Annotated in this window: 10 protein-coding genes; all 10 read left to right on the top strand. The window is 67.7% G+C overall.

Features of this window, described 5'->3' with window-relative positions:
- The first annotated feature begins 179 nt into the window (after nucleotides 1-179).
- The 10 genes from ispH (at nucleotide 180) to folD (ending at nucleotide 13,326) form a co-directional block, all read left to right on the top strand.
- Nucleotides 180-1,913, top strand: a complete 1,734-nt coding sequence (gene ispH, locus QUS11_04625; protein MDM7992576.1) for a 4-hydroxy-3-methylbut-2-enyl diphosphate reductase — start codon at nucleotides 180-182, stop codon at nucleotides 1,911-1,913.
- 28 nt (nucleotides 1,914-1,941) lie between these two features.
- The gene (purB, locus tag QUS11_04620; GenBank protein ID MDM7992575.1) at nucleotides 1,942-3,237 is read left to right on the top strand and encodes an adenylosuccinate lyase; all 1,296 of its coding nucleotides are present in this window, start codon (nucleotides 1,942-1,944) and stop codon (nucleotides 3,235-3,237) included.
- A gap of 79 nt (nucleotides 3,238-3,316) precedes the next feature.
- On the top strand, nucleotides 3,317-4,471 hold the full coding sequence (locus QUS11_04615) for a diguanylate cyclase (GenBank protein ID MDM7992574.1): 1,155 nt from the start codon (nucleotides 3,317-3,319) through the stop codon (nucleotides 4,469-4,471).
- Nucleotides 4,472-4,482: 11 nt separating this feature from the next.
- A complete protein-coding gene (gene purL / locus QUS11_04610; protein ID MDM7992573.1) occupies nucleotides 4,483-6,750 on the top strand; it encodes a phosphoribosylformylglycinamidine synthase subunit PurL in 2,268 nt (755 codons plus the stop codon).
- A complete protein-coding gene (locus QUS11_04605) occupies nucleotides 6,747-7,574 on the top strand; it encodes a phosphoribosylformylglycinamidine synthase subunit PurQ (protein MDM7992572.1) in 828 nt (275 codons plus the stop codon). Before purL ends, QUS11_04605 begins: the two co-directional genes overlap by 4 nt.
- The gene (locus QUS11_04600; protein MDM7992571.1) at nucleotides 7,571-8,110 is read left to right on the top strand and encodes a hypothetical protein; all 540 of its coding nucleotides are present in this window, start codon (nucleotides 7,571-7,573) and stop codon (nucleotides 8,108-8,110) included. The genes QUS11_04605 and QUS11_04600 overlap by 4 nt, the downstream gene beginning before the upstream one ends.
- A complete protein-coding gene (locus QUS11_04595; protein MDM7992570.1) occupies nucleotides 8,100-10,541 on the top strand; it encodes a TIGR03936 family radical SAM-associated protein in 2,442 nt (813 codons plus the stop codon). The genes QUS11_04600 and QUS11_04595 overlap by 11 nt, the downstream gene beginning before the upstream one ends.
- A complete protein-coding gene (locus QUS11_04590; protein MDM7992569.1) occupies nucleotides 10,538-12,070 on the top strand; it encodes an Rne/Rng family ribonuclease in 1,533 nt (510 codons plus the stop codon). Before QUS11_04595 ends, QUS11_04590 begins: the two co-directional genes overlap by 4 nt.
- 86 nt (nucleotides 12,071-12,156) lie before the next feature.
- Nucleotides 12,157-12,471 (top strand): 50S ribosomal protein L21, encoded by a 315-nt coding sequence (gene rplU / locus QUS11_04585; GenBank protein MDM7992568.1) that lies wholly within the window; start codon nucleotides 12,157-12,159, stop codon nucleotides 12,469-12,471.
- Between the two features lie 3 nt (nucleotides 12,472-12,474).
- Complete coding sequence (gene folD / locus QUS11_04580; GenBank protein ID MDM7992567.1) at nucleotides 12,475-13,326, top strand: bifunctional methylenetetrahydrofolate dehydrogenase/methenyltetrahydrofolate cyclohydrolase FolD; 852 nt, start codon at nucleotides 12,475-12,477, stop codon at nucleotides 13,324-13,326.
- Nucleotides 13,327-13,329 lie beyond the last annotated feature (3 nt).

Genomic DNA, 13,329 nt, shown 5'->3' with positions numbered 1-13,329 from the left:
GATTGACTCCTCACCTGTGCGACGTGGCTCTATGCGGCGGCCGGCGGGGCGGGGGGGGGGGGGCGCCCCGCCCGCCCCCCCCCCCCCTTTTGTTGGGCCCGGGCGGCGACCCCGGGCCGGCGGGGGGGGCCGCCGATCCCGGCCTTCGGTAGATTCATCCGGTCGGCATGGAGGTTTCCTTGAGCGTTACGGTTGCGAGGAGCTCCGGATTCTGCTGGGGCGTACGGCGCGCGGTGGACCTAGTGCTGGCCGAGCTCAAGCGCGGCAGGGGTCCCTTCCGCGTGATCGGCCCCCTCGTCCACAACCCGCTGGTCCTGGAGGCCCTCTCCGAGCGGGGCGTCGGGATCTGCACCGATCCTTCCGGCGCGGAGGGCGGGGTGCTCTTCCTCAGGACCCACGGAACCACTCTGGAGGAGCGGCGCAGCCTCGAGGCGGGTTCGACCGCCAAGCTCAGGGACCTCACATGCCCGAGGGTCGGGAGGGCTCTCTCCGCAGCCCGCTCCAGGCGCGCCTCCGGTCATGACGTGCTGATACTAGGCGATCCCGGGCACCAGGAGGTCCGCGCTCTCAGGTCGTATGCCGGAGGCGAAGGATCCTTCGTCATACAAGGGCCTTCCGACGTCCCCCACCTTCCCTTTCTGCCGAAGCCGTTCCTGCTCTCGCAGACCACGCAGGACTCCGAGCTCTTCGACAGGACGGTCGAGGCGCTGAAGGAGCGCTTCCCGAACCTTCAGTGGGAGAATACGATATGTGAATCCACCGCCTCGAGGCAGTCCGAACTGCGGAACCTGCTGGCCAGGGCGGACTGCGTAGTCGTCGTCGGCGGGAGGGAGAGCGCCAACACCGGGAGGCTCGCCGCGATCGCACGGGAGAAGGGGCTGCCCGCATTCCTGGTGGAGACGGCCGAGGATCTCGACGCCGAAGCCATTGCCGGCTACAGGAGGATCGTCCTCACCGCGGGCGCCTCGACCCCGAGCTGGGAGATCAGGCGCGTGCTCGGGAGGCTCCAGGAGATCCAGGGCACAAGGGTGAGGGGAGCCTACACCTTCCTGCGCGGGGTCGTATTCCAGAACTGGCACATCCTCCCGATCGCCCTGCTGATCGGACTGGCGGGGGGTTCGATCCTCGGCACCGGGCCGCGGCTCCTGCCCTCCCTCGTGTCCGCCCTCGTGCTGTTCGCGCTGCACAGCTTCAACGCGATACTCGAGTCGGGCCTTTCCCGTGTCGACAGCGAGGAGAGGCAGGCGCTCATCAGGAGGCATTCGACGGCCATCGCGGTCCAGGGCTTCGCCGCTCTGGCGGCCGGCATCGCACTGTCGCTGCGCCTGAGCCCGGTGTACGGGATAGTCCATGCCGCCTCCCTCGTCCTGTATGCCCTGTATTCGAGCCCCCTGATGGGGGGGAGCAGGCTCCCGCCCGGAGGGCTCAGGGCCCTGCCCGGTTCCAGGGACATCCTGTTCGCGATGGGCTGGGTGGTGCTCCTCTGCCTCCTCCCGCTCGCGGCCGACTTCGCATCGGGCGTGTCTCCGGCAGCTCCGGCCGGGGCCCTGGTCTGGTCGGTCCACCTCCTCCTCCTCTTCCTGGGCCGGTCGCTGATGATGGACCTGGTGGACATCCAGGGTGATGCGATGGTGGGAAGGGACACCCTCCCGATCGCGCTCGGCATAAGGAACGGGAGACGCCTGCTCAAGCTCTTCATGGGCGCTCCGGTGGCCATGACGTCCGCCGCCGTGCTGGCCGGCCTTCTGCCCCCGCATGCCCTATGGGCGCTGGTGGGCAACGCCTGGCTGCTCTGGGGATATTCACGGATCATGAAAACCCCGTTCCCGGGGGAGCTGGTAACCAGGATCGCCGGGGACGGCGCACTGTTCGCGGCGGGAGCCGCGCCGCTGGCATACGCCCTGCTGGCCTGATGCCCGGGCTGCAGATGGAGGTCGCGACTTGATAGACAGGTACTCTGTTCCGGAGATGGCGGCGATCTGGTCGGACGAGTCGAGGTTCTCCCGCTGGCTGGAGATAGAGATCCTGGCGATCGAGGCGAGGGTCGCCTCGGGAGCCGTTCCTCCCGGCGACCTCGATCTCGTCAGGGCGGGAGCCCGCTTCGATCCTGTGCGCATCTCCGAGATCGAGAAGGAGACGCGCCACGATGTCGTGGCCTTCCTCACCAACGTCTCGGAGGGCCTGGGGCCCGAATCGAGGCACATCCACTACGGCATGACCTCCAGCGACATACTCGACACCGCGCTCGCGATGCAGCTGCGCGACTCGGCGCGGCTCATCTCGGCGGCGCTGTCGGCCTGCGACGAAGCGCTCCGCTCCCTGGTGGAGAGGACCCGGGGGATCGCCTGCATCGGCAGGACGCATGGCATGCATGCAGAGCCGGTCACGCTGGCCCTCAAGTTCGCCGGGTTCCTGGCCGAGCTCCGCAGGGCCTCGGCGCGGTTCGAAGCCGCGGCCGAGGGCGCCTGCGTAGGCAAGCTGTCCGGCGCCGTGGGCACCTATGCGCATCTCGACCCTTCAGTCGAGGAGTACGTGATGGGGAAGCTCGGCCTGGGACGCGAAGACGTCTCCACCCAGGTGGTCGCGCGCGACAGGCATGCCGCTTTCCTGTTCGCGCTCGCATCGATCGGGGGCGCCCTCGAGAGGTTCGCCACGGAGGTGCGGCACCTGCAGAGGACGGAGGTCGGCGAGGTCGAGGAATCGTTCGTCCAGGGGCAGAAGGGCTCCAGCGCCATGCCCCACAAGAGGAACCCGGTCCAGAGCGAGCGCCTGTGCGGCCTCGCGAGGCTGCTGCGGGGATATCTTATGGTGGGGCTGGAGGATTCCGTGCTCTGGCACGAGCGGGACATCAGCCATTCGTCGGCCGAGAGGTTCATCCTCCCCGACGCCTGCGGGGTGGCGTACTACGCGCTTGCCAGGGCCTCCGAGATCGCCGGCGGGCTCAGGATCTTCCCGGGGGCGGTGGCTGCGAACCTCGCTCTCGGCGGGGACAGGTACGCCTCCCAGGCAGTCCTGCTGGCGCTCGTCGACGGCGGATACACGCGGGAGGAAGCCTATGCCTGCGTCCAGCGGGCCGCGATGCGTGCCCAGGAGCGCGGCACCAGCTTCCTCTCCGAAGCCGGCGAGGAGCGTGACATCGCCGGGATCCTCGACAGCGCGGGGCTCGAGGCACTCTGCAGCCTGCCCAGGCATCTTGCCCACGAGGGCGAGATACTGGCCAGGGTCCTCGGGGGCTGAGCCTGTGGCGCAGGTGTGACCGGCGGAGATATAATCTCTTTTCGTACGGTTTCTGCCGTCTTCCCCGGGAGGTACCGGAATGGATTATGCGGTTGGTGCCGTTGCCGGCTTCGCGCTGGCCACGCTCTTGCTCCTGCGCTTCCTGTACCTCGCCGGAACGAGGCGGAAGCTCCTCGAGGAGCGCAATGATCTTTGCGTCAAGGAGATAGAGAATCTGAGGCGAGAGATCAGGGAGGACTCCGAGAAGAGCGCCGAACAGCTCCGGGAGATCCAGCAGCACCGCGACCTGGCCATACTTCTGCCCGAGTTCGTGAAACAGATCTTCTCCGCCCGCAAGGCCGAGGAGCTCGCCGCCTACATGGCCCGCGCCGTGAAGCACATGACCGGTGCGGCCGGCATCGCGATCTTCCTCGCGGACAGAACGGGCAAGCGCCTCAGCCTCGACTTCCAGGAAGGCCTCTCCGACAGGCTCAGAACGCATCTCGCCTTCGGCGTGGGCGAGGGCCACGTCGGCTTCGTGGCCGAGACAGGCCGCGTCTTCTCCGCCGAGGAGTTCCGCAGGGAGTCGGTGCTCGTGAAGAAGCAGATAGAGGCTTCGGCCATACCGGGATACGTGCCGGACTTCGCCGCCCCCATGACCAGCCAGGGGGTCCTGTTCGGCGTTCTCTGCCTCAACTCGATCCCGCCCGCCGCCACGCTCGTGAGGGAGAGGGTCAGGGCCATCGCGGCGATCGGAGCCGCCGCCAACGAGAACATCAGGCTGCTCGAGAGGTTCGAGATCGCCGCCGACCTCGACCCCGACACCGCCCTTCCGGGCAGGAACCAGCTCAACGTCAGGATGGACTCCGAACTCGAGAGGGTGCGCAGGTTCTCCAGCCCGCTGTCCATCATCGAGCTCCAGGTCCCGCAGGGCTCCCTGCCCGACAGGCTGCTGGCCAGGGAGGTCATGCGCATGTGCGCCAACCATCTGAAGGCCACCATGCGCAACATAGACACGGGCATCAGGATATCCCGCGATTCGATCCTCCTCCTCCTCCCCGGAACGGGCACGGACGGTCTCGACATCGTCCTGAACAGGATCGCGCGCGAGATCCCCGGCACCTCCAACGAGGAAGGCGACCGGATCGACTCCGTGCGCATGCGCAGCTGGACGTGCGAGCCCACCGACGATCTGGCCGTCGAGGCCGTGCTCTCCAGGCTCGATTCCGCCGTTTTCCAGGACCACCACGTCTGACGGAAGGTAGTATGCAGGACCTCACCGACCGCCTCGCGGCCGAGCTGAAGGCCCGGAGACTCTCGATGACGATCGAGGAGGCGTGCAAGGTGTCCTCCTTCGTCGGGAGGATGCCGACCCCGCTCGAGCTGCATCTCTTCGACACCATGTGGAGCGAGCACTGCTCCTACAAGAGCTCGCGGAAGCATCTCGCCACGCTCCCGAAGAGCGCTCCGCAGGTCGTACTGGGTCCCGGCGAGGATGCGGGAATCGTGGCCTTCACCGAGGAAGGCGGCGTCCTGTGGGACATCGTCCTCGCCCACGAGAGCCACAACCATCCCTCCCAGGTCCTCCCCGTCGAGGGAGCCGCCACGGGCGTCGGAGGCATCGTACGTGATGTCTACTGCATGGGCGCCAGAGTGATAGGCGTGATGGACCTCCTGAGGTTCGGCCCTCCCTCTTCGCAGTCCTCGCGCGCCGTCGCCAGGGGGGTCGTGCAGGGAGTGTGGCAGTACGGCAATGCCCTCGGGGTTCCCAACCTCGGCGGCGACACGGTCTTCCACGAAGGGTACGAATCAAACTGCCTGGTCAACGTGGTGTCCATCGGGCTGGTGAGGCGCGACAGGATAGTCCACAGCTTCGTTCCGCGCGCCGCCCGCCGGGTACCCTACGTGCTGATCCTGGTCGGGAAGCCCACCGATGCCACCGGTTTCGGCGGAGCGACCTTCGCCTCGGCCGATCTCGACGCGCAGGGGGGCATGGGAGCCGTACAGGTGGCCGACCCCTTCCTCAAGCGGGTCGTGTCCGAAGCCAACGCCAGGGCGCTCGACATGCTGTTCGAGCGCGGGATCGAGTTCGGCTTCAAGGATCTCGGTGCCGGGGGGATAGCGTGCGTCAGCAGCGAGATGGCCTCCCACGGAGGGATGGGCATCGAGCTGTGGCTCGACAGGGTGCCCGTATCCGTGCAGGGCCTGCCCCCCGAGGTCGTCGCCTGCGCGGAGACCCAGGAGCGGTTCGGCCTGGCGGTGCCGCAGGATGTCGCGTATGACGTAGTGCAGATCTACAACGAGGAGTTCGAGCTGCCCCGGCTTCACCCGGGAGCCGGCGCTTCGATAGTGGGCCGCTTCACGAACGACAGGACCTACCTCGTCCTCCACGGGGGTTCGCAGGTGGCCTGCGCCCCGGTGGAGGCCATCACCGAGGGCATCTCCCACGACAGGCCGGCGATGGCGGCTGCTGCGGCCAGCCCCGATCCCGCCGCAAGGCCTGTCGACCCTCCCGCAGACCTCGTGAAGATGGCCCTGTCGGCGGCCGGTGTGTCGAGGGCGCCCCTCTGTTCGTTCTATGACAGCGAGGTCCAGGGAGTCACCCATCTCAGGCCCGGGGAGGCGGACGCAGCAGTGATAGTTCCTGTGCCGGGCTCGCGGGCCGGGCTCGCGGTCAGCGGCGACGGCAACCCGTTCTACGGTGCGCTCGATCCCTATCTCGGAGGCGCCCACGCCGTAGGAGAGGCCTTCCGGAACGTGGTGGCCACGGGGGCTACGCCCCTCGCCGCCACGGACTGCCTCAATTACGGAAATCCCGAGAATCCGGAAGTCATGTGGCAGTTCCAGCGCGGCGTGGAGGGCATAGCCGACGCCTGCCGCGCCCTGGCCATCGCCGGGGGGGACAGCCTGCCGATAGTCTCCGGCAATGTCAGCTTCTACAACCAGAATTCGGCCGGGGTCTCGATCCCTCCCTCCCCGATCGTGGCGGTCTTCGGCCGGCTGGACGATTTCGCGAAGGCCCGCGACATCTCCCTCAAGCGCCCGGGCGACCTGCTCGTCCTGGTGGGAGCCAGGGCCGACGAACTCGGAGGAGGCCTCTACTACCGCGAATGCCTCGGCTTCATGGGCGGATCGGTGCCCGAGTTCAGGGGAGGAACGGAACTCGCCATGGCCGGGCTCGTCCTGGACTGGATAGGCAGGGGCATCGTCCGGGCCTCGCACGACGTATCGGACGGAGGCGCCGCGTTCGCCGCCCTGGAGATGGTCTTCGCATCCGGCCCATGGAACGGCCTCGGAGCCAGGCTGGACATCGCCCGCGATCCTGTCCTGCTCTATTCCGAGACTCCCGGATACCTTCTCGAGATCGCACCCGGCGATCTGCCGGCCCTGTCGGGGCTACCGGCTCCCGCCAGGGTGATAGGAGAGGTGGTCCCGTCATTCACCGTGTCCGGCAACGGCTGGGAACTCGATCTGTCGGGGCTCTATCCGGCATGGCGCGACAGGCTTGCGGCCATGGTCTGGAGGGAGGAATGAGCGCGCGTCCCAGGGTGGCGGTCATACAGTATCCCGGCGTCAACTGCGAGTACGAGACCGCGCGGTGCCTCTCGGCATGCGGCCTCGACGGAGTCGTGACCAGGTGGAATGCCGGCCGCGCCCAGCTCTCGGAATGCGACGCCTTCGTCCTCCCGGGTGGCTTCTCCTTCCAGGACAGGATAAGGGCCGGGGCGGTTGCCGCCAGGGAGCGCATCACCGACTTCGTCTTCGATGCGGCATGCGCCGGGAAGCCCGTTCTCGGGATATGCAACGGCGCTCAGGTGCTGGTGGAGTGCGGCCTAGTCCCGGGGTGGACCCCGGGCAGGATAGAGGCATCCCTCGCGGCCAACCATATCGAGGGAAGGACCGGTTACCTGACGGCATGGATCGATGTGTTGCCGGGCCCTTCGGCCGGCAGGTCGCCCTGGCTCCGGCGCGCGGACGGGTCGGTTCTGCCGCTTCCCATAGCCCACGCCGAGGGCCGGTTCATGTTCGACCCGACCGTCGACAGGGAGAGGCTCGACTCGACCCTGGTGACCGGGCTCGTCTATTCCGACGTTGCAGGCGCCGAGGCGGAGGCCTTCCCGGACAACCCGAACGGATCCTTCCGCTCCCTTGCGGGCCTCCTGAACCCCTCCGGCAACGTGCTGGCCATGATGCCTCATCCCGAGAGGGCCTTCCATCTCTGGCAGGTGCCGCCGTCGCTTCCCGGCAGGTGGGGGGACGACAGGCGGAATGCCGCCCCCGACGAGCTGCGGTCGAAACCGGGCCCCGGGAGGGTCTTCTTCGAGAGCCTCGCGGAGTCGCTGGGAGGTGCGGGATGAGACACCTGCTGGCGGTCACCCTGAAGTCCCCCGATCCGGCCGCAGTCACGGCCCTGGGCGCCCTGGCCGGCTTCATGCCGCAGTCGGCTCCTTCGGCCATCCTGAGATACGACCTGTGGCTGTTCGAGTCCGAGGGTGACCGGGAAGCCGTTCTCGAAACGGTGGGACGCTATCCCGACATCCTCAACCCCAACAAGCAGAGGGGCGTCTTCCTCGATGCCGGGCTGCCGCCGCTCCCGCCGGGAGACCTGGTGTGGGCCGGAGTCAGGGTCGAGGAGGTCTCGAGCGGCGCTTCGGAGACCTGGACCAGGCTCCTGTCCCGTTCCCCGGCGTGCATCACGTCCGTGAACGTCTCCGTCCTGTGGCTCCTAGGGTACCCGGCCGGCACGAGCCGTGCGGATGCATCGGCAAGGGCGGCGGAGGTCTCCGTCGCGGTCGACAGGAAACGCGGGCTGCTGGCCAATCCGGTCTCCCAGAGGGCGTGCGTGGTCGAGGCGGGCATGCCCGGGCCGGACGGCGCGGGCAGTGAGGCCTGAGGGAGACCTGGAGGGGATCCTCCAACAGGTCCAGGCCCCCCAGCAGTACACGGGCGGGGAGTGGAACTCTGCTCCGGGCGATCCGCGCCTTCCATCCGTCACGCTCGTCTACCCCGACACCTACGAGATAGGGATGTCCAACTTCGGGCTGGCCGTGGTGAGGCATCTCCTGCTCGCCTCCGGCCGTTTCTGCGTGCGGCGGGCGTTCTGTCCGGCCCCCGACATGCTGGCTGCGATGAAGCGGCGGGGCATCGGCTGGCCGGCGCTCGAGGACGGCCTCCCGGCGGCCTCCGGGCGCGTCCTCGCCTTCGGCGTGCCCTGCGAGATACTGTTCCCGAACATCCTGATGCTCCTGGGACTCGCCGGGATGCCGCCCAGGTCGGCCGACCGCGGAGAAGGCCATCCGGTCGTCGTGGCCGGTGGCGGCGGCCTTTCCAACCCCCTCCCCCTGTCGCCCTTCGTCGACGCCTTCTATCTCGGCGACGCAGAGACCGGGGCCGTCGCCATGATGGACTCACTCTGCGGCGATGGGCCGAAGACCGAAAGGCTCCTGCGGGCCTCGGAGACGCCCGGGGTCTGGGTGCCCTCTCTCGGGCGGAGGCGCGTGTCCTGGCAGAGATCGCCCGTGCTGCTCGAATCCGACGCTCCAGTCCGTCCCGTGGTCCCCACGGCCCGGATCGTCCACGACAGGGCTGTGGTCGAGATAGCCCGGGGATGTACGCGGGGATGCAGGTTCTGTCAGGCGACGCAGCTCTCGAGACCAGTGAGGGAGAGGGGCGTGGGAGAGATCGATTCCCTCGCCAGAAGGGCGATCGCATCCACGGGATGGGAGGATGCGGGGCTGCTCACCCTCTCCTTCTCGGACTACTCGGACCTGCACGGGCTCCTCGGAACGGTAGGGCGCCTGGAGGATGACCTCTCGGTCAACATCTCCCTGCCGTCCCTCAGGCCGGATACCTTCGTCAGGCTCGCCGGGCTCAGGAGGATGGCCGGGAGGGTGACGATGGCGCCCGAGGCCGGTTCGGAGACGCTCAGGAGGAGGCTGAACAAGAACCTGGGCGACGACGTGATCCTCGAGGCCGTCGAGACCGCGTTCGGCATGGGCGCCACGGGCGTGAAGCTCTACTTCATGGTCGGCCTCCCGGGCGAAACCGACGCTGATCTGAGGGCGATCGCCGATCTCTCGGCCGAAGCCGCTCGCGCCGCATCCAGGGCCGGAAGGAGGGGTGGCGGAGTGTCGATCTCTCTTTCACCGTTCATCCCCAAGCCCCACACTCCCCTCCAGTGGTGCGGCCAGCTCCAGCCCGGAGAGGTGAGGCGGAGGATATCGCTGGTTCGTTCCATGGCGAGGCGCTTCACGGTCGGGTCCAACGATCCCGACGTCGCGTTCCTCGAGGGGCTCCTGGGCCTGGGTGACGATTCCGCGACGCCCGCCCTGATGGAGGAGGCGCTCTCGCTCGGGGCCGGATTCGAGGGATGGCGCGAGCATTTCAAGCGCGACCTGTGGACCTCGTGCGCCGACGGGCGGCCGGAGCTGATCGACAGGCTCAGGGAGGGTACGGATCCGTCGACCGACCCTCCGTGGTCGTTCGTCGAGGCCGGGTCCTCCGTCGAGTTCCTCAGGGAGGAGCACCGGAGGTTCCTCGAGGGAATCCCCACGCCGGACTGCAGGGAGTCGGGGTGCCATTCCTGCGGAGCATGCGCGATTTCGGCCGATCCGGCCGGCCGCAGGGCGACGGATCCCCTCCCCGCCGCCGCGGGTGCGCCGGCCCCGTCCCGCGGGGCTGCCGGAGGGGCCGCATCCCGTACGACGGATGCCGTTGCGGCGACTCTGAGAGTCCGCTTCGGCCGGGCCGGGCTTTCCAGGTTCACTTCGCAGCTCGACCTCACGCGCCTGTGGATGCGCACTGCGAGGCGTTCCGGCCTGCTCGTCGCGACGACCCGGGGCCATGTCACCAGGCCGCGCCTGAGGTTCGGCCCCGCCCTGCCACTCGGTTTCGAGAGCGTGAGCGAGTATATTGACATACTTCTCGCAGAGGGGTTCACATTGCGGGATCCCTTCGACCTGGGACGGTTCCTGCCCGCCGGATTCACGGTGACCGGAGCCAGGCTGGTCGAGGGGCGCATGCCTTCGCCCGAGGGCGAGGCCGTGACCGCTTCGTACCGGCTTTTCTGCGGCAGGCATGCCCCGGATGCGGAGGTTCTCCTCCGCGATGCGGAGGGGCTTGCTGGCCTCCAGGCCGGGGATGATGGTTCCATCGATGTCGTGGCGGCGCTCGGAAGCCCCGCCTCGCGACCCGACAGGATATTTGCGGCAGCGACGGACATGGGTGAAATGCGGCTCCTGGTCAGGAGGACCGGGATCTGCGGCACCCTCGACGGATGCCCCGTCCCGCTGCTGTCGATGCATGAAGGAGTTGATCTGGTTTGAAGATCGAGTTCATCGTCAACGCCCATCCCGACGTGACGCGCATAGCGGTCATGGAGGACGGGCGCCTGATGGAGCTTATCGTCGAGAAATCCGACGAGAAGCGGATCGTGGGGAACATCTACCTCGGAAGGGTGAACGCCGTCCTGCCCGGGATGCAGGCGGCCTTCGTGGACATCGGTATGGAGCGGAGCGCCTTCCTCCACGTGTCCGACGTGAGGACGGGCGTCGTCGACGCGAAGGGCTTCGCCCAGTCGCTCGTCGACGAGAAGCCGCTGACCGCCGAGGAGACCGGCAGGCCCATAGAGGACCTGATAAAGCGCGGCCAGGAGGTGCTGGTACAGGTCACCAAGGAACCGATCGGCACCAAGGGGGCCAGGGTCAGCAGCAGGATCTCCATCGCCGGCAGGTACGTGGTGAGCATGCCCGGAGATCCCGTGGCCGGGGTCTCGCGCAAGATCGGCGACAGGAAGGAGCGCTCCCGGCTCAGGGAGATCGTCACGAAGGTCAGCAGCGAGGGATTCGGGATAATCGCCCGGACCGCCGGGACCGACCAGAGCGAGGAGGCCTTCAAGGCCGACATAGAAAGGATCGTCGAGCGCTGGAAGGAGATAGGCGCACTGGCAGTCAAGTCGCGTGCGCCCATGCTCCTGCACCAGGAGCACGACGTGGTCACGATGACGATCCGCGACCTCGTGTCCACCGACATGACGCTCTTCGTAACGGACTCGAAGGAAGTCTACACAGCCGCCAGGAACTACCTCAAGAAGCTCTCGCCGGAGCTGGCCGGCAAGATCAGGCTCTTCCGGGGCAGGACCCCGATCTTCGAGCACTACGGAATCGAGCAGGAGATGACCGGCATCACGGACCGGGAGGTCGAGCTCAAGTCCGGCGGGGCGCTCGTCATCGACCAGACCGAGGCTCTCGTGGCGGTCGACGTCAACACCAGGCGCTACGTGGGCAGGAAGAGCCAGGAGAACACGATCCTCAAGACGAACCTCGAGGCCGCCAAGGAGGTCGCCCGGCAGCTCCGTCTGCGCGACATCGGCGGCATCATAGTCATAGACTTCATCGACATGGACACCGAGGACCACCGTGAGAAGGTGCTGAACTGCCTCAGGAGCGAGCTGGGGCGCGACAGGTCGCCGACCAAGACCTGCCAGATCAGCTCTCTGGGGCTGGTGGAGATGACCCGCAAGCGCGTGCGGCCGAGCCTCGCCCAGTCCCTGTCCGAGCCCTGCAGCCGCTGCGGGGGCAGCGGGAGGGTGCTCTCGCCCCTCTCGGCATCCATCAGGCTCGAACGCCTCCTGGAGAGGGTCTCGGCCCGCAAGACCCACAAGAGCCTCGTAATATCGGTCCATCCCGAGCTCGCGGCCTACTTCATGGAGGAGGACGGCAGGAGGTTCGAGTACCTGACAGGCAAGGCAAGGCTCGAAATCGAGCTTCACGAGGACCAGCGGCTCCGGGTGGACGAGTTCAGGGTCTACTCCCTGGATTCGCACGAGGAGATCACGAAGGAGTTCCTTCAGTAGCACCGGTGGCGACGGGTTGACCATGAGCCGCCCCCGGACCTATAAACGCGGTTGTTTCGACACAGGATTGATTGCGGAGGTGTATCTTGTACGCTGTAATCGAGACGGGTGGACTCCAGTACAGGGTCGAGCCCGGCATGAAGCTCTCGGTCGGGAAGCTCCCCGGCGGCGAGGGTGAAGACGTCTCCTTCGACAGGGTGATGCTCGTCTCCGGCACCGCCGGCGTCCGCATCGGGAACCCCGTTCTCGACGCCACTTCGGTCAGGGCCCGCATCCTCTCCCACGGCAGGGGACCCAAGGTCACGGTCTTCCACCGCAAGAGGCGCAAGGGTCACGAGAAGCGCACCGGCCACAGACAGGACCTCACGAATGTGGAGATCACCGAGATAATCGGAGGCTAGCCCGTGGGCGCACTGCTGTCCGGCAGGGATCTCGCCCGCAGGATAGAGGCAGGCGTCATTGCGAGTTCGGCCCGGTGGGGAGCCACCCCTCCGGGCCTTGCCGTCATCCTGGTCGGTGACGACCCGGCAAGCAGGGGATACGTGCGGTCCAAGCAGAAGGCCTGCGAACGCACGGGCATAACGTCCATCCTCGTCGATCTTCCATCGGGCACCTCGCAGGAAGCCCTCCTGGACAGGATCGCGGCGCTCAACGGCGATCCCTCGGTGGATGCCATCCTCTGCCAGCTCCCTCTCCCGCAGGGCATCGACCCATCGGCCGTGGCCGCGGCCGTCGATCCCCGCAAGGACGTGGACGGATTCCATCCCGAGAACGTCGGCCGGCTCTGGCGCGGCGAGGAGTGCATCGTGCCGTGCACCCCAGCCGGCGTGATGCGGCTGCTCGCGGATGCCGGCATCTCCCCGCGCGGCAGCAGAGCCGTCGTCATAGGCCGGAGCATCATCGTCGGCAGGCCCATGGCCGCCCTCCTCCTGGCCGCAGACGCCACCGTGACCATCGCACATTCGCGGACGAAGGACCTGGAGGGCCTCTGCAGGACGGCCGACATCCTCGTCACCGCAGCCGGCGTGCCGGGCATGGTCGGGGGCTCCTGGATCAGGGAGGGTGCCGTCGTGGTCGATGTCGGTACGACATACGCGGAAGGCAGGCCGGTGGGCGACGTCCGGGCGGACGAGGCCCTGGCGCGCGCATCACTCCTCACGCCTGTGCCCGGCGGCGTAGGGCCCCTCACGATCGCGATGCTGCTGGAGAACACAGTGCGCTGCCGCCTCGGCGCTGGCGCTCGCATCACTCCCTGAAGA

The organism is Candidatus Fermentibacter sp. (assembly GCA_030373045.1).
GTDB lineage: Bacteria > Fermentibacterota > Fermentibacteria > Fermentibacterales > Fermentibacteraceae > Fermentibacter.
This window is presented reverse-complemented; position numbering and strand designations above follow the sequence as displayed.